Genomic DNA, 17,675 nt, shown 5'->3' with positions numbered 1-17,675 from the left:
AGTCAGCAGTCAGCAGTCAGCAGTCAGCAGTCAGCAGTCAGCAGTCAGCAGTCAGCAGTCAGCAGTCAGCAGTCAGCAGTCAAAGGATAACGGGATAACGGGATAACGGCTAAGAGGTGATGTTAAGGGGGAAGGCGGCGGCAAGTCAGACAAGTAATGCGTAAGCGTCCCGCCACGTTGCGAGACGCTACACAGGAATCAGTAGGTCGTCGGTTGAGACTTTTCCGCCTGAATGCGCTGATAGATCTCTTCTCGATGCACAGAAACCTCTTTCGGAGCATTCACACCGATACGAACCTGGTTTCCCTTCACCCCCAATACGGTGACCGTTACCTCATCGCCAATCATGAGGGTCTCACCAACTCGACGAGTCAGAATAAGCATTCTTTGCTCCTTGAAAGATTAATTAGAGTCGGGTCTCTCAGTTTATCCCCGCCATTATCCATCATCTGTAGTAAAAACGTAAACAGCAACAACTTCATAATGTGTAAGCAGATTATCGTGCGCTACATCATGGGTACAAGTTTAGCGCAAATCATCAGCAATATTGCAAAATTTATCACGAAGAAAACAGCGTGAGATAAAAAAACGCCGTATCCAACAATAGGATACGGCGTTCTCGTGTTAACAGGTTAGATTACAGCTTCGCGGTAACCCAATCGCTAACGCTGGCCAGGGCCTGCGGCAGTGCGGCAACATCGCTGCCCCCCGCCTGGGCCATGTCCGGACGGCCCCCGCCCTTGCCACCAACCTGCTGAGCGACCATACCGATCAGCTCGCCAGCTTTAACCTTCGCGGTCAGATCCTTGCTGACACCGGCGATCAGGCTCACCTTGCCCTCTTCCGCCGTCGCCAACACCACGATGCAGCTGCCCATCTGGTTCTTCAGGTCATCCACCATGGTACGCAGCATCTTCGGCTCAACGCCGTGCAGCTGACTGACCAACAGTTTCACCCCGTTCACCTCGACAGCCTGCGCACTCAGCGATGCACTCTCCTGAGCGGCCTGCTGATCCTTAAGCTGCTGTAGCGCCTTCTCCAGCTGACGGCTCTTCTCCATCAGCCCGCGGATCTTCTCGGCGACACTCTGCGTATCCCCTTTCACCAGGGAGGCCGCCTCGCGCAGCATATCGCTCTCCTGATGCATCGCCTGCAAGGCCTGCTCACCGGTCACGGCCTCGATACGACGCACGCCCGCCGCCGTACCGCTTTCGCTCACGATGCGGAACAGGCCGATATCGCCCGTACGCTCGGCGTGGGTACCGCCGCACAGCTCAGTCGAGAACTCGCCCATGCTCAGTACGCGAACCTGGGCATCATACTTCTCACCGAACAGCGCCATCGCGCCCTTCGCCTTCGCCTCTTCCAGGCCCATCTCCTGCGTCTCAATCGGCAGGTTACGGCGGATCTGCGCGTTGACGATCTCTTCAACCTGACGGATCTGCTGCGGCTTCATCGCCTCGGGGTGCGAGAAGTCGAAACGCAGATAACCATCGTTCACCAATGACCCCTTCTGCGCCACATGCGTGCCCAATACGCTACGCAGCGCGGCATGCATCAGGTGAGTCGCCGAGTGGCTCAGACGAATACGATCGCGGCGAGCGACATCGATGCTAGCCTGCAGCGAAGCGCCGGCCTGTAGATGCCCCTGGACGACCTTACCGAGATGACCGATGGCCTGACCATACTTCTGGGTATCGTCGACGACGAAGCTAACGCCAGAGGCGCTCAACTCGCCCCGATCGCCAACCTGGCCGCCGGACTCGGCATAGAACGGCGTCTGATCCAATACCACAACCCCTTCCTCACCGGCCTGCAAGGCGTCGACCGCCTGGCCGTTGCGGAACAGCGCGGTGATCGTCGCCATCTGCTGCTGACGCTGATAACCGGTAAAGTCCGTGCTGCCTTCGACGCGGATCAGGCTGTTATAGTCGGCGCCGAAACCGCTGGACTCACGCGCCCGACGACGCTGCGCCTCCATCGCCTTCTCAAAGCCGACCTCATCAACCTTCAGATTACGCTCGCGGCACACATCGGCCGTCAGATCCAGCGGGAAACCATAGGTGTCGTACAGACGGAACGCCGTCTCGCCATCCAGGGTATCACCATCCAGCTGCGCCAACTCGTCATCGAGCAGGGCCAGACCGCGCTCCAGCGTACGAGCGAACTGCTCCTCTTCGGTCTTCAACACCTGCTCGACCATCGCCTGCTGGCGGGCCAGCTCATCGGCGGCGGAGCCCATCACCTGGATCAACGGTGCAACCAGTTTATAGAAGAAGGACTCCTTGGCTCCCAGCATGTGACCATGACGGACCGCGCGACGAATGATGCGACGCAGCACATAGCCACGCCCTTCGTTCGACGGCAACACGCCATCTGAGACCAGGAAGGCACAGGAGCGAATATGGTCGGCGATCACGCGCAGCGATTTGCTGCTCAGATCGTCCACGCCGATCACCCGTGCCGTCTCGGCGATCAGGGTACGGAACAGATCGATGTCGTAGTTGGAGTTAACATGCTGCAACACCGCGGCGATACGCTCCAGCCCCATGCCGGTATCGACGGAAGGCTTGGGCAGCGGCAACAGAGTGCCGTCGCTCTGGCGGTTGAACTGCATGAAGACGATGTTCCAAATCTCGATGTAACGGTCGCCGTCCTCATCCGGGCTACCCGGAGGCCCACCGGCGATGTGGGCGCCGTGATCGTAGAAGATCTCGGTGCAGGGGCCGCATGGCCCGGTGTCACCCATCTGCCAGAAGTTATCGGAGGCGTAGGGGGCACCCTTATTGTCACCGATACGGATAATACGCTCACGCGGTACGCCGACTTCGTTGGCCCAGATGTTGTAAGCCTCGTCGTCGCTCTCGTACACCGTCACCCACAGTTTTTCCTGCGGCAGGTTAAACCACTGCGCGCCGGTCAACAGTTCCCAGGCAAACTTAATCGCATCATGCTTGAAGTAGTCGCCGAAGCTGAAGTTACCCAGCATCTCGAAGAAGGTGTGGTGACGCGCGGTATAGCCGACGTTTTCCAGGTCATTATGCTTACCACCGGCTCGCACGCAACGCTGTGCCGTGGTCGCACGGCTGTAGCTACGCTTGTCGATGCCAAGGAAAACATCTTTAAACTGGTTCATCCCCGCGTTGGTAAACAACAAGGTCGGATCGTTGTTCGGCACCAGGGAGCTGCTGTCCACCACCTGGTGGCCCTTACTGTGATAAAAATCGAGAAACGCTTGACGGATCTCAGCGGTACTCTTGCTCATAAATGTCCCGGAGTCAGGCTAGAAGAACAGTCCGTGAACAAACCAGCCCGCATTCCGCTGCCGACGCCCGCTCACGAACACAAAGTGACACTAAGATAAAATTTCTTCACCGTGAAGTAAAACACCGCGTGCATTCACCGGCTTAAATCGCGCAGCGCATCCTGGATCTCTTCCTGGAAGAAGCCACGATAGAGGAGATAACGTTGTACCTTAGCTCGCGTCGCCCAATCGCTGGCTAGCGGCAGAGAGAAGTGGCGTTCCAGCGTGCGACGCGCCTGGGCATGCCAGTCGACCGTGCACTCCGCCAACGCCTGCTGGATCACGTCGCGCGCCACACCGCGTACCCCCAACTCCTGGCGAATACGCTGTGCTCCGTACCCCTTACGGCTACGCGAGACGATATAACGCTCGGCGAAACGCGCATCGTCCAACCACTGATAATGGTAACAATGGGCGATGACCGGTGCGATCTCCGCCTCAGAAACGCCTTGCGCCGCAAGTTTGCGGCGCAATTCATTTTCGCTGTGATCACGCAGGGCCAACAGACGCATCGCCCGGTTAAGCGCATCGCTCACACGCGCCGCGCTCTGCCCCGCGTTAGCCTCCGACATGATTAGAAGTTCTCGTCGTCCGGCATCGCGTCGTCATCGACTTCGCCCTTGGCGCGATCGGCATCGGTCGCGGCGGCATGGCTCAACAGCAGTTCGCGTAACTTGCCTTCCAGCTCGGCAGAGATGGCCGGGTTCTCCTGCAGGAACTTCATCGAGTTCGCCTTACCCTGGCCAATCTTGTCACCGTTATAGCTATACCAGGCGCCAGACTTATCCAGCAGCTTATGCTTGACGCCCAGATCGATCAGCTCGCTCTCCTTGGAGATACCGGCACCGTACAGGATCTGGAACTCGGCCTGACGGAACGGCGGCGCGACCTTGTTCTTCACCACCTTCACGCGGGTCTCGTTACCGACCACCTCGTCGCCCTCTTTGATCGCGCCGATACGACGGATATCCAAGCGTACGGAGGAGTAGAACTTCAGCGCGTTACCGCCCGTGGTGGTTTCCGGGTTACCGAACATCACCCCGATCTTCATACGGATCTGGTTGATAAACACCACCAGGCAGTTGGCGTTTTTAATGTTGGCGGTCAGCTTACGCAACGCTTGCGACATCAGACGCGCCTGCAGGCCGACATGGGAATCCCCCATCTCACCTTCGATCTCTGCCTTCGGCGTCAGCGCCGCCACGGAGTCCACGATGATCACATCGACCGCCCCGGAACGCACCAGCGCATCACAGATCTCCAGCGCCTGTTCACCGGTATCGGGCTGGGACACCAGCAGATCATCGACCTTGACCCCCAGCTTAGCGGCATAGATCGGATCCAACGCATGCTCGGCATCGATGAAGGCGCAGGTCTTACCCGCCGCCTGTGCCCGCGCGATGACAGAGAGCGTTAGCGTAGTTTTACCGGAGGACTCCGGCCCGAAGATCTCGACGATACGCCCCATCGGCAAGCCGCCGATGCCGAGCGCCACGTCCAGACTCAGAGAACCGGTTGAAATGGACTCAATGTCCAACGTTTGGGTATCGCCCAGACGCATGATAGAACCTTTACCAAACTGCTTCTCAATCTGGCCTAATGCCGCAGCCAGGGCACGTTGTTTGTTCTCGTCCATCCGTTTACTCCACGCATAGCAAATCTGAAATTGATTTTGATTATACTGTACACTCGTACAGTATCAAGACTCCGTAAGAAATTTTTCCAGCAGTGTCCGCAGGGCGAATTCGGTTGCCTGCCGACGCACGGCATCGCGATCGCCGAGAAAGTGGCGACAGCAACACCAGGGCGGCGCGTTACGGGTCGCGAAACCAAACCACACCGTACCGACGGGTTTCTGCTCGCTGCCGCCGTCCGGTCCGGCGATGCCGCTCACCGCGATGGCAAAATCCGCCCCGGCCGCACGCAATGCTCCCGTCGCCATCGCCGCGACCACCGGCTCACTAACCGCGCCGTGTTGGGCTAGCACCTCACTGGCAACTCCCAGCATCTCCGCTTTGGCCCGATTGCTGTAGGTCACAAAACCGCGCTCAAAATAGCACGAACTGCCGGCGATATCGGTCAACGACTTGGCGATCCAGCCGCCGGTACAGGACTCGGCACAGGTGACCTGCTCCCCGCGCGCGCGCAGACGTTCGCCCACCTCTCGGCTTAATGTCGCTAACTCGCTCATCGCGCTCACTCCTCTCCCCTCGGTTCAACGGAGCATCATAGTAACACTTTCCACCCAGGAAAAACGCGGCGCGCCACGTAAGCACGCCGTCATCTGACGCGCTTACGTTTCCCCGATGTCGCCTAGCGTGGTCAGCGGTGCGAGACGCTCGTCTAATGGGGTTTGACGGCCAGGTATTGTAAGACTAACTGACTCAGGCCAGAGGCCAACAGTTGTAACGCGAGGGTCACCAGAATAATGCCAGCGATACGCGCCATGGCATCGATGGCACCGGCGGAAAGACGGCCATGTAGCGGCCCAACGGCCAAGAAGGTACAGGCGATGGTCGGCGCCATCGCCAGGATCACCGCCGATAGCTGCAACAACCCCGAAAGTGAAGCATTGTGGCTCGCCAGCGAGATCCCGACGGCGATGGTGCCACCGCCGATCGTTAACGGGAACAGCAACGGCACCAACACCATCTCCTGCACATTGACGTGACTCTCGGGCATGCGGGCCGGCTCGGCCTTGGTCCCCTTCGTCATCAGCGGCCAGCCCTGAAACAGCAACGCCGCACCGCCGGTCGCGGTGAGCGCATGGGCATTCAACCCCAACGCCGTCAGTAGAAAGTTACCGATCCAGATGGCGATCAGCATCACCGCCACATATTCGCCAGCGACCTTCCAGGCCAGCTGGCGCAAGGTATGGGCCGGAACCTGACCGAGCAGAATGGTCGCCGCAGTGATGGTTGCCGGTGGGCAGAACATCGACAAAAAGGTGACATAGGTAAGGAGAAACTCGATTAGCCACGCTTCCATGGCCCCTCTCCTCGCCGACAGAGCAAGGCCATTACCAGGCTCAACACTAACGCCGCCGCCACCCACAGCAACGCCGTACCGCCCTGTTGCCACAGGCTAATGATAAAGCCGACGATCACCAACATCATCACCGACGCCCCACCAATCAGCAGCCATGCCGAGGCTCCGATAATCGCGCGTAGGCGCCAGGCCACCACGAAAACCGCCAAGTAACAAAAGAGAAAGGTGGCGCTGGCGACGCTGGCCAACGCCCCTAGGTCGAGCAACAGCGTCATCAACATGATTAACGCCACAACCGCCAGGTTACCGACGGTGCTCTGACGCCACAGCGCCTGGCGAAAGGCACCTGGCAGCTGGCCCTTCTGAGCCATACTGGCCATGATATTAAAGGCGGCAAACAGGGTGGCGTTGATCGCCGAGGCCGTCGCCAATAGGGCCCCGATCGCCACAATGGTATAACCGACGCGCCCCAACAAGGGATACGCCGCATGAGCCACCGCCGTGTCGGCATAGCGTTCTAGCTCGGCTGCCGGCACATCACTGACTAACACCCAGGCCAAGATAATATACAGCAACGCCGTCACCCCGATGGCCAAGGCGAAGGCGCGCGGCATGGTCGCCGCGGGGTTGCGTACCTTATCCGCCGCATTGGCCATCATGCCAAAGCCGGCATAGGCGAGGAAGGTGATACCGATGGCGGAGAAGAAGGCACCAGAGCCAATGTGCGAGGCGATCGTCAACGGTGCCGGATGCAGACTCCAGACCCCGGCGACGATCAACAACAGGAGAATGGCCAGCTTCACCGCCACCAGCCCCAGCTCCAAGCGCCCCACCACATGGCTGCTCAAGGCATTAAACAGCGCCATCACGGCGATCACCCCCAGGGCGTAGCTCAAGATCACCCGCTGGTCTTGGCTACCGTCATGCAACAGATCGGCGGCATAGGCGCCAAACGCACGCGCCACCATGGCAATGGTCAGCACTAAGGTCACCAGATACAGCAACGACAGCGCCAACGTCAGCACCCCGCCCCCGAATCCCTGATGGAAGAAGTCGATGATCCCGCCGTTACTGGGATAACGCGCCCCCAGGCGCGCATAGGCGTAACCGGAGAACATGGCGACGATCCCACCAAAGGCAAACGCCAGCCAGGTCGAGGCCCGCATCAACAACGCCGCTTGTCCCAGCAGCGCGAAGATCCCGGCCCCGACCATCGCGCCGATGCCGATGGCCACCACATGCCACAACCCCAAGGGTTTCTCTTGCTCGCGCGCGCTCATGATGCTTAGGCCTTAAACAGGTTATACCCCAGCTGTGCCGCCACCGCCGCCACCATCTTCTGCCCGCGGACGCTGTTGCCCGCCTCATCCAATGGCGGCGAGAAGGCCGCGATCCCCATGACGCCGGGCACCACGGCCAGAATGCCGCCGCCCACGCCACTCTTGCCCGGCAGACCGACATGGTAGGCCCAGTCACCGGAGCGGCCATACAATCCCTCCATGGTCATCTCGGCCAAGATATAGGGCACGTTATCGGCCTGTAATACTCGCTGCCCGCTACGCGGATTCACCCCACCCGCCGCCAGAGTCGCGCCCAGCGTCGCCAACTCGACGGTATCGATCAGCGTCGAGCACTGGCGGGTATACACGTCGCAGGCCTCCATCGGATCGCAGTACATGGTGCCTGCCGAATAGAGCAGCCAGGCGATGGCGCGGTTATGAAAATTGGTGGTTTGCTCCGACTGGTTCACCTCGTCCGACAGCGCCACCTTCTCACCCGCCAGCTGTTGCTGGATCGCCAAGATACGTTGCCAACGCTGCTCACGATCAGGCGCCTGAATCAGGCTGGCCGCGGCCATCGCCCCGGCGTTAACCAACGGTGATAACGGCTTGCCGCCATGCAACTCAAGCGCCATCACCGAGTTAAAGGGCAGGCCGGTCGGATCGGCGCCGATCTTGTCCTGTACCGCCTGCGGGCCGACATCCTCTAGCGCCAGCGCCAAGGTACACACCTTCGAGATCGACTCCAGAGCGAAGCGGTAAGCGCTATCACCGACGCAGTACACCGCGCCGTCACGCGTCACGATGGCCACCGCCGCCAACTGACTCGGAACGCCCGCCAGATAGGGGATATAGTCCGCATTCTTGCCGCCAGGCAACGCACCATACTGGCGGTGTGCCTGATCGACGGCCTGTTGTAAAGCTGCTGCCTCTAGCGTCATGGTACGACTCCTCTCGCGAAAAGGGGCAGGGTCTATGCCCTGCCCGACTACCTCATCCAACCACTGACCTACGACACGGCGAGTTTCAGCGGCCCGCCGCCGGAGGCGTGTTGCCAGGCTCGTGCGGTGTGTCAGCGCGCGCCTGAGCCGCCAGCACGCTAGGATGGGCGGAGGAGTCCGTCGGAATGCCCGGATGCCCCCCTTCCGCCTGCCAGGTGAAGGGGGCGAAATCGTTGTTCTCCGCCCGCCAGTGTGGCTTACGCAACGCATAGATGGCGAAAGGCACCAGGCAGAAGAACAGCGACAGGGCGATCAGGATCCCGACATACGCCATCGGGCTCCCCACCGCGATCTGGCTCGGCGGCACGAAGCTGAGAATGAAGGCCAAGATCGATCCCACCAGACCCGCACCGCCGATGATCCACATCCCTATCGCTCCGCCGGGGATACGGTAGGGGCGAGGACGGTTCGGCTGGCTGTAACGCAGGTAGATCGCCGCACAGAACATCAGGATGTACATGATCAGATACAGGATCACCGTCAGCTGACTGAGGATCTGATAGGTCGCCTGTACCGACGGCAGAATGACGAACAGGATGGAGAGGATGGTGACGATCACCGCCTGCAGCAGCAGGATATGAGTCGCCATGCCATTCTGATTAGTATGCTGCCACCAGCGCGGCAGATAGCCCGCCTTCGCCACCTCAAGCAGACCGGAGCTGGGGCCGCCGACCCAGGTGACCACCCCGGCCAGCACCCCGATGGCCAATGCGCAGGCCATCACCGGCCCGAGCCACTCCACATGCGCCCACTTGAACATGTCATCAAAGGCCACCAACAGGCTCTGAGTCAGGTTGATGTCGGACTGCGGAATGATAAAGGCGATAGCCAGGGTACCGAAGACGAAGATCACCACGGTCCCCAATGCCGCCAACATGATGGCAATCGGGTAGTTTCGCTGTGGATTCTCCACATCCTTGACGTGAATGGCGTTCATCTCCATCCCGGCATAGAACAGGAAGATACTGGCCGCTAACACCACGTTGTTGAAGTTGGTGAAGTCGGGCACCACCTGATCCCAGCTCAGGGTGATCTGCGGCGTCCCACCACCGATCAGGTAGGCGAAACCTAACACGATCAGAATCGCCGCCGGAATGATGGTGCCGATCATGCCTCCCCACTTGGAGACCTTGGCGAAGGTATTCACCCCCTTAAACGCGATGAAGGTCGCCAGCCAGTAGATACAGAGTACGATCGGTAGGATGAAGAAGCGGTTAGCCGAGAGCGCCTCATCCCAACGTTGATCGGGACCGATAAATGCCAAGGACACAGCACCGAAGGTTAGCGCGGTCGGAAACCACACCGTCACCTCTGTCCACAGCATAAACATCGCCAGGAAGGCCCAGTGTGGCCCGAAGGCCTCACCGACCCAGCGAAACACCCCGCCCTTCTCCGGCCAGCCGGTGGCCAGCTCCGCCGCCACCAGCGAGACCGGGATCAGGAAGAAGATCGCCGCAAACAGATAGTAGAAGATCGAGCTAAGCCCATACTCCGCCTCCGCCGGTAAGCCACGTAAGCTGACCACCGCGACAATATTCATGATCGCTAGGGTCATGATGCTCAGTTTCTTCACCGACACGGGGGCGCCAGCGGTTGTTTTCGTAGCCATGATAGTCACTCCTTACGCCAAGGGTGGACGGTTCGGTTCAGGAATGCTTGAAGCTATTCTGATGCGCGACATGCGCCACCGCCGGGTGCGCCTTGAGGTAAGCCAACGCCGCGCGGAAATCGTCCATCAACAGTTGGGCGAAGTCCATCTCGAAACCACGCCGGCACATGATGCGCATCACCACCACGTCGGACAGCTCACCATTCAACGCGAAAGCTGGCACCTGCCAGCCACGCAGGCGTAGACGTTCGGAGAGGTCATACAAGCTATAGCCCAGCTCCTTACCCGCCGGGATGCGGAAACAGACCGCCGGGATCCCCTGTTGCGGATCGCCGCTGCAGATGAACTCATAGGGCCCGAGCTTGGCGATCTCCGCCGCCAGGAACTGCGCCACCTGGTAGCTCGCCGTGTGGACCTTGGTATACCCCTCTCGTCCCAGACGCAGGAACTCATAGTACTGGGCGATGACTTGGCCTGCCGGGCGGGAGAAGTTGATCGCGAAGGTGCCGACCTGACCGCCGAGGTAATCCACCTTGAACACCAGATCGTCCGGCAGCGCGGCGGCGTCGCGCCAGACCACCCAACCGCAGCCCAACGGTGCCAGACCGAACTTATGCCCAGAGGCGCTGATGGATTTGACGCGTGGCAGACGGAAGTCCCAGACGATGTCAGGCGCACAGAATGGTGCCAAGAAGCCGCCGCTGGCGGCGTCGATATGCATATCGATATCCAGGCCGGTACGCGCCTGCAGATCATCTAACGCCTGATGCAACGCATCGGGCATCTCATAGTTGCCGGTATAGGTGACGCCGAAGGTCGGCACCACGCCGATGGTGTTCTCGTCGCAGGCGGCGATCATCCGCTCCGCATCCATGAACAATTTGCCGGGCGCCATCGGGATTTCACGTAACTCGACATCCCAGTAACGGGCGAACTTATGCCAGCAGACCTGCACCGGGCCACACACCAGATTCGGCTTATCCACCGGCTTACCCTGAGCCAGACGCTTGGCGCGCCAGCGCCACTTCATCGCCATCCCCCCCAGCATGCAGGCCTCGGAGGAGCCGATGGTATTGGTGCCAGTCGCCTGACCGTTAGCAGGGCGTGGCGCGTGCCACAGATCGGCGACCATGTTAACGCAGCGCAGATCGATGGCCGCCGATTGTGGATACTCCTCTTTGTCGATCCAGTTCTTATTGATCGAAATATCCATCAGGCGATGCACATAATCGTCATCCCAGGTCTGGCAAAAGGTCGCCAAATTTTGCCGGGCGTTTCCGTCTAAAAACAGCTCATCGTTGATCACCTGGAAGGCGATATCCTCACGCATCTCCCCCTGAGGAAATTGATGAGCCTCCGCCGCCGTACGGATCGCTTCCGAGCCAAAACGAGAATCCAAATACTCCCCATGAATATCATGACCTTTTTTCATTCTCTCTCTCCCAACAAGCCAATCGTTGACGACAGATACCGAAGGGTGAAGCGCGATCGCCACACGTCGTCCTATGCCCTTTAAGTGATCGCCAAAATAGGTGAACAGGCAAATTATTGAGAGTGATTATTTATAGAAAGATTAGGATAAGGATTAAATAAATAACGCTAAGCAATGAGAAAGTAAGGAATAAAAAAATATCGGCGAGAAGGGGCTAATGTGAGCGCCCGCAAGGGGCGCTCCAGTGGAGAATTAGATCCGGAAACGATCGATACTGCCATGCAGCTCCTGAGCGTGTCCCTCCAGCGCACGGGCATCACCGGCCAGCTGTTCGGAGAGCGCGGCATTCTGGCGAATACTCTCATCCATAAAGGCCACGGCGCTGACCACGCCATCAACCGTCCCCGCCTGCTCGGCGGAGTCGGCACTGATCAGATTCACCGCCTGTTTCACCTGCAACATCGCCGCATCGATCCGCGCCATGCAACTGGCCGCACTATCGACCGAGTCGGCATTACGACGTACCCGTTGGACCGATTTCGCCAGCAATTGGCCGATATCGCGAGCCGCCAGCGAAGAACGTTGCGCCAAGGCCCGGACCTCGGAGGCGACCACCGCAAACCCGCGCCCCTGACTCCCGGCCCGCGCCGCCTCGACCGCCGCATTCAGCGCCAAAATATTCGTTTGAAACGCGATAGACTCGATGATCTGCGTAATGTCGGAAATCTCCGCCGAATCCTTAATAATCAACTCCATATCAGCCACCACATCATGGATCACGCGACTGCCCTCAGACACCTGCTCGCCGGCATCGGCCACCAGGCTATCCGCCTGAGCGGCATTCTCCGAGTTACGCTTCACCGCCGCGGCAAACTGCGCGATCGCCGCCGCCGTCTGTTGAATCGAAGAGGATTGACTATCACTGCGCGCGGCCAGCTCGCCACTACCGCTGGTCAGCCCTTGGCTAACGCCAGCCAACTGCTGCTCTGAGTTTTTTACCTGCCCCAACAGGTGAGTCAAGGCACTCTGCATCGCCTGTGTCGTCGCCAGAATACTGCCCGGCGCCGCCGATTGCGCCAGGCGGTACTGCAAGTCACCCTGCGCAATGGCATTGATCAGGCGCCGCAACGCCACCGGTTCCGCTCCCAGGGTCACACGAATCGTGCGCCGGATGGAGCGAGCGATCCACACGACCGTGGCCGCCGCCAGTCCGGCCAAGATCAGCATCAGGAAGCGGAAGTGCTCGGAGACACCGCGCGCCAGTTGCGTCTGGGCGTTACTGTAGCCCTCCTCGACGCTGATAAAGGCGTTGATCTGCTTAAGCCAGGTCACAAAGTGAGGACCCGCTTGTTGCAACAGGAGTTGTGCCGCCGCCCCGCTCTGCCCCGCCTCACGCAGGGCGATGATCTGCCGCATCAACGGCAAGGTCTGTGACTCCGTCGTCGCCAGCTGGTGCAACAACGTCTGCTCCTGGGCGCTTAACCCCACTTGCCCGGCACGCAACTGCTCCAAATGCTGCCAGGCGCGCTGATAATCGCCGCCTAAGCGCTCGATATCGCGCACGACAGCGGGCAACGCCGCGCTATCCACCAAGAGCACATCACGCAGCGCGATCGCGCGATCGTGCACGCTACCGCGCAAGTCGACGGCCAGCTGCTGTTTTACATTGTTAACGTCATTGATTTGCTCTAACGAACTATTTATTTTCTCAACTTGCCAGACGCTAACGCCCACTAACACTAAGACCAGTACCAACACCAGCGCAAAACAGATAACAATCCTGCCGCCGATGGAGACCCGCTGAAGATAATCGCGTACTGCCGCCAACATGACCTTCCCTCAAGTAAAACGCCGCCACTCCGGCGACAAAATCGTGTTTTCGCACTCCCTTCGTTGACTCGCGCAACGCTATCACCACCGAGCCAGCCCATCGGCCCGACGTCTCCCTGGATCGTTATCCACCCTGACACTATCGGCGCGAAAGCGAGATGATTCAGACGATTATCGCGAGATATCGCCTATCAATAGGATAGGAATGACGAATTCATCGTGGCGGGCTTCCCATGATGGCGCCGGATAATCCGCGTCAGCCCGCGCCATGCGCCCGTGACGGGCGGGCGATGGCCCCTCTACAAAGCAGACAAAAACAGCATTCATTCAGATGAAAAATAATATTTATAATATAATTAGGCCGTTCCGTTATTCTCGCTGAAATGAGGCTATGACCATAATGAGCATACTGAAGATGACACGCGTCACCCTATTCGCCGCCCTAGCATGCGCTACCGTCAATCTCGCACACGCTGCGACAGACACCACCCCGCAACAGATGACCTGCAAGGAGTTTATCAACCTCAATCCCAAGGCGATGACGCCTGTAGCGTTCTGGCTGCTCAACAAAGATACCGACTACCGTGGCGGCGATTACGTTGACTGGAGCGAGGTCGAAACCTTCTCGGTGCCGAAGGTCCTGGAGAGCTGTAAACAGCATCCGCAGCAAAAACTCCGCGATCTGAAAGACGCCATGAAATCCGCCGTCAAGGCCGCACACTGATCGTCCCATCGTGCCTGACGTCACACGATGCCAGGCACGGTTCCACGCGCCGCCGCCGAAATGGACAGCGTGCCGACAACGCCTACACTTAATGGGCTCTTGTCGCACACCCTGGAGGCGTTATGCACAGCGTTCCCCTTCCCCCATCCCCATCGAGGCAGCGCGTCTATATCGTCACCCCGAACCCACTCTTTGCCACCGGGCTGGCCGCCTTACTCACGCCCCATCTCGAGACCCAATGTTTCCCCTCACTCACCCCCTTGCTCACTCATACTGCGCTGAACGGTCGCCTCATCGTCTGCCCCGGCCAACTCAATAGTCAGCGTCTGGCGGAGCTCAGCCAACAGATGGCACGGCTGACACGGCGCCACGCCGACAAACTCCCGGCCCTCGCCATCGTCGAGCCGCAACACGCCGGGTTAACCAGCGTGCTCTGTGCGCTCGGCTTCGATGCCGTCCTCTATGATTCGCGCGACCTGTCACGCTGGCTATTTCAACTCGCCTGCTGGCTCGACGCTTCGCCCGAGAGGCTAACGGCGACAGTGCGCCCCTACCTGACCGAGCGCGAGTTGCGGGTCTTAAAATGGAGCGCACAGGGCGTTCCTCTCGCACAGATGGCCGAACAATGCGGTGTCAGCGTCAAGTGTCTCTATACCCAACGCCGTACCGCGCTGCATAAGCTAGGGCTGACGCGAACCCGAGAATGGCTGCAGCTCTCCGCCTCGCTACTGCAGTCGCCCACCTTCGCCATCAAGCGACGCCGCACCCCCTTACCCTGAAACCACGGCGAAATCGCACCGCGTATCCGCTGGTGCGGTTTCCCCGTCCGGCAGAGTTGGTTATCATGCTGTGCTAACGGTTTCCGGCCCTAGCATCCGAGCGCGGCGGCAAGCTTTCCGCGCCCACTACCCCAGGCCGGCATCAATCACACGGATAACGCAGACTCATGACCACCACGGACAACTTTGACGCCCACACCCCGATGATGCAGCAGTATCTCCGCCTCAAGGCGCAGCACCCGGACATCCTGCTGTTCTATCGGATGGGGGACTTCTACGAACTGTTCTATGACGATGCCCGCCGTGCGTCTCAACTGCTGGATATCTCGCTGACCAAGCGCGGGGCCTCGGCCGGAGAGCCGATCCCCATGGCCGGGGTGCCCTATCATGCGGTGGAAAACTATCTCGCCAAGCTGGTGCAACTGGGTGAGTCGGCCGCCATCTGCGAACAGATCGGCGATCCGGCCACCAGCAAGGGACCGGTCGAGCGCAAGGTGGTGCGCATCGTCACCCCCGGTACCGTCAGCGACGAGGCCCTGCTCAACGAACGTCAGGATAACCTGCTAGCCGCGATCTGGCAGTCTGCCAACGGCTTCGGTTACGCCACATTGGATATCAGCTCTGGTCGCTTCCGTGCTGCCGAGCCACAGGATGCCGAGAGCATGGCCGCCGAGCTGCAACGCACCAATCCGGCCGAACTGCTCTATCCGGAGGAGTTTGCCGCCATGGCGCTGATCGAACAGCGTCGCGGCCTACGCCGCCGACCGATGTGGGAGTTTGAACTGGAGACCGCTCGCCAACAGCTCACGCTACAGTTTGGCACCCGCGACTTAAGCGGTTTCGGCGTGGAGCAGGCCCCACTGGCGCTACGCGCCGCCGGCTGCCTGTTACAGTACGCCAAGGATACCCAGCGCACCATGCTGCCCCACATCCGCGCCATCACCATGGAGCGCCAACAGGATGGCATCATCATGGATGCCGCAACCCGGCGTAACCTGGAGCTAACGCAAAACCTGGCGGGCGGCCAGGAGAACACCCTGGCGGCGGTATTGGACGCCAGCGTCACCGCGATGGGCAGCCGCATGCTGAAACGCTGGCTGCATATGCCGATCCGCGATCGGCAGGTCCTGCAGCAGCGACAGGACGCCATCGCGGCACTACAGCCCATCGTGGCGGATCTGCAGCCCCTGCTCCGCCAAGTCGGCGATCTGGAGCGGATTCTGGCGCGCCTGGCGCTGCGCAGCGCACGGCCACGCGATCTGGCGCGCATGCGCCTCGCCTTCCAACAGTTGCCCGCCGTGCAAACCCTACTCGCTGAACAGGGTGGCTCGGCGCTGGCGCCGCTGGCGCATCAGGCGGGGCGCTTCGACGCCCTGTGCGAACTGTTAGAGCGGGCGCTGGTCGAGACGCCGCCGGTGCTGGTACGCGATGGGGGCGTGATCGCCAGCGGCTACCATGCCGAGCTGGATGAGTGGCGTGCCCTGGCGGAGGGCGCCAGCGACTACCTCGATCGGCTAGAAATCCGCGAACGCGAGAAGCTCGGTCTAGACACCCTCAAGGTCGGCTTTAATGCGGTCCATGGCTACTACATCCAGGTCAGCCGTGGCCAGAGCCATCTGGTACCGATCCACTATGTGCGCCGCCAGACGCTGAAAAATGCCGAGCGCTACATCATCCCCGAGCTGAAGGAGTATGAGGACAAGGTGCTCACCTCCAAGGGGAAAGCGCTGGCGCTGGAAAAACAGCTGTATGACGAGCTGTTCGATCTGCTGCTACCGCACCTGGCCGAATTGCAACAGAGCGCGGCCGCGCTGGCCGAATTAGATGTGCTCAGCAGCCTGGCCGAGCGCGCCGAACGCTTCGCCTACGTGCGACCGGAACTGGTCGAGCGCAGCGGCATTCGCATCGATGAGGGGCGTCATCCGGTGGTCGAGCGAGTGCTGAAAGAGCCGTTTATCGCCAACCCGCTGCATCTCTCACCGGCGCGCCGCATGCTGGTCATCACCGGCCCGAACATGGGCGGTAAGAGCACCTACATGCGTCAAACGGCATTGATCGTGTTGTTGGCCCATATCGGCAGCTTCGTCCCCGCCGAACGCGCCGTCATCGGCCCGGTCGATCGCATCTTCACCCGCGTCGGCGCCGCCGACGATCTCGCCTCCGGCCGCTCCACCTTCATGGTAGAGATGACCGAGACCGCCAACATCCTGCATAACGCCACCGAGCATAGTCTGGTGCTGATGGACGAGATCGGCCGGGGCACCTCTACCTACGATGGCCTCTCCCTGGCCTGGGCCTGCGCCGAGAGTCTGGCGAGTCGCATCAAGGCGATGACCCTGTTCGCCACGCACTACTTCGAGCTGACCACCCTGCCGGAGCAGTTAGAAGGGGTGTACAACGTACACCTCGACGCCCTGGAGCACGGCGATACCATCGCCTTTATGCACAGCGTGCAAGAGGGCGCGGCCAGTAAGAGTTATGGCCTGGCCGTCGCGGCACTGGCGGGGGTTCCACGCGATGTCATCAAGCGGGCGCGCCAGAAGCTGCGAGAGCTGGAGCTCTTATCACAGCAGGGTAGCCACAGTCAGGCGGAGCGCGCCCAACTGCCGTTACTGGCCGAGGTCGAACCGAGCCCGGCGCTGGAGGCACTGACGACGCTCGATCCCGATAGCCTGACCCCGCGTCAGGCCTTGGATTGGTTGTATCGTCTCAAGGGGATGCTATAAGC

At 60.2% G+C, this 17,675-nt stretch carries 14 protein-coding genes; 3 read left to right on the top strand and 11 right to left on the bottom strand.

The window, feature by feature from the left end; translation table 11 throughout:
* Positions 1–198 precede the first annotated feature (198 nt).
* From csrA to ACEQFP_RS12215, 11 genes are all read right to left on the bottom strand, one after another.
* Positions 199–384: a carbon storage regulator CsrA gene (gene csrA, locus ACEQFP_RS12265; protein ID WP_002209449.1), complete on the bottom strand. Its 186-nt coding sequence runs from the start codon at positions 382–384 to the stop codon at positions 199–201.
* A 253-nt stretch (positions 385–637) separates the two neighbouring features.
* Positions 638–3,265 carry an alanine--tRNA ligase gene (alaS, locus tag ACEQFP_RS12260; protein WP_370547220.1) on the bottom strand — a complete coding sequence of 876 codons (2,628 nt, stop codon included), beginning with the start codon at positions 3,263–3,265 and terminating at the stop codon, positions 638–640.
* A 134-nt stretch (positions 3,266–3,399) separates the two neighbouring features.
* Positions 3,400–3,840: a regulatory protein RecX gene (locus ACEQFP_RS12255; protein ID WP_035594274.1), complete on the bottom strand. Its 441-nt coding sequence runs from the start codon at positions 3,838–3,840 to the stop codon at positions 3,400–3,402.
* Between the two features lie 38 nt (positions 3,841–3,878).
* A complete protein-coding gene (gene recA, locus ACEQFP_RS12250) occupies positions 3,879–4,940 on the bottom strand; it encodes a recombinase RecA (RefSeq protein ID WP_005281921.1) in 1,062 nt (353 codons plus the stop codon).
* Positions 4,941–5,003: 63 nt separating this feature from the next.
* A complete protein-coding gene (gene pncC, locus ACEQFP_RS12245) occupies positions 5,004–5,495 on the bottom strand; it encodes a nicotinamide-nucleotide amidase (RefSeq protein WP_005281923.1) in 492 nt (163 codons plus the stop codon).
* A 152-nt stretch (positions 5,496–5,647) separates the two neighbouring features.
* Positions 5,648–6,292, bottom strand: coding sequence for a MarC family protein (locus ACEQFP_RS12240; RefSeq protein WP_005281925.1), 645 nt, complete (start codon positions 6,290–6,292; stop codon positions 5,648–5,650).
* A complete protein-coding gene (locus ACEQFP_RS12235; protein WP_370547219.1) occupies positions 6,277–7,572 on the bottom strand; it encodes an APC family permease in 1,296 nt (431 codons plus the stop codon). Before ACEQFP_RS12235 ends, ACEQFP_RS12240 begins: the two co-directional genes overlap by 16 nt.
* Before the next feature lie 5 nt (positions 7,573–7,577).
* Complete coding sequence (gene glsA / locus ACEQFP_RS12230) at positions 7,578–8,513, bottom strand: glutaminase A (protein WP_370547218.1); 936 nt, start codon at positions 8,511–8,513, stop codon at positions 7,578–7,580.
* An 85-nt stretch (positions 8,514–8,598) separates the two neighbouring features.
* Positions 8,599–10,182 carry a putative glutamine/gamma-aminobutyrate antiporter GadC gene (gadC, locus tag ACEQFP_RS12225; protein WP_005281931.1) on the bottom strand — a complete coding sequence of 528 codons (1,584 nt, stop codon included), beginning with the start codon at positions 10,180–10,182 and terminating at the stop codon, positions 8,599–8,601.
* 37 nt (positions 10,183–10,219) lie between these two features.
* A complete protein-coding gene (locus ACEQFP_RS12220; protein WP_005281933.1) occupies positions 10,220–11,614 on the bottom strand; it encodes a glutamate decarboxylase in 1,395 nt (464 codons plus the stop codon).
* 252 nt (positions 11,615–11,866) lie between these two features.
* On the bottom strand, positions 11,867–13,444 hold the full coding sequence (locus ACEQFP_RS12215) for a methyl-accepting chemotaxis protein (protein WP_005281935.1): 1,578 nt from the start codon (positions 13,442–13,444) through the stop codon (positions 11,867–11,869).
* A 400-nt stretch (positions 13,445–13,844) separates the two neighbouring features.
* Between ACEQFP_RS12215 and hdeB the strand changes: the two genes are divergently transcribed.
* The 3 genes from hdeB to mutS all read left to right on the top strand — a co-directional run bounded on the left by hdeB (position 13,845) and on the right by mutS (position 17,673).
* Entirely contained in the window at positions 13,845–14,168 is a 324-nt protein-coding gene (gene hdeB, locus ACEQFP_RS12210; protein ID WP_232517012.1) for an acid-activated periplasmic chaperone HdeB, read from the top strand.
* 122 nt (positions 14,169–14,290) lie between these two features.
* Complete coding sequence (locus tag ACEQFP_RS12205; RefSeq protein WP_337977676.1) at positions 14,291–14,947, top strand: LuxR C-terminal-related transcriptional regulator; 657 nt, start codon at positions 14,291–14,293, stop codon at positions 14,945–14,947.
* Between the two features lie 167 nt (positions 14,948–15,114).
* Positions 15,115–17,673, top strand: coding sequence for a DNA mismatch repair protein MutS (gene mutS, locus ACEQFP_RS12200; protein ID WP_047059180.1), 2,559 nt, complete (start codon positions 15,115–15,117; stop codon positions 17,671–17,673).
* The last annotated feature ends 2 nt before the right edge of the window (positions 17,674–17,675 follow it).

Origin of the sequence: Edwardsiella sp. A.80236 (genome assembly GCF_044540725.1) — a bacterium.
GTDB classification, from domain to species: Bacteria; Pseudomonadota; Gammaproteobacteria; order Enterobacterales; family Enterobacteriaceae; genus Edwardsiella; species Edwardsiella tarda.
The sequence above is the reverse complement of the archived record's forward strand: the minus strand, read 5'-3'. Positions and strand labels throughout refer to the sequence as shown.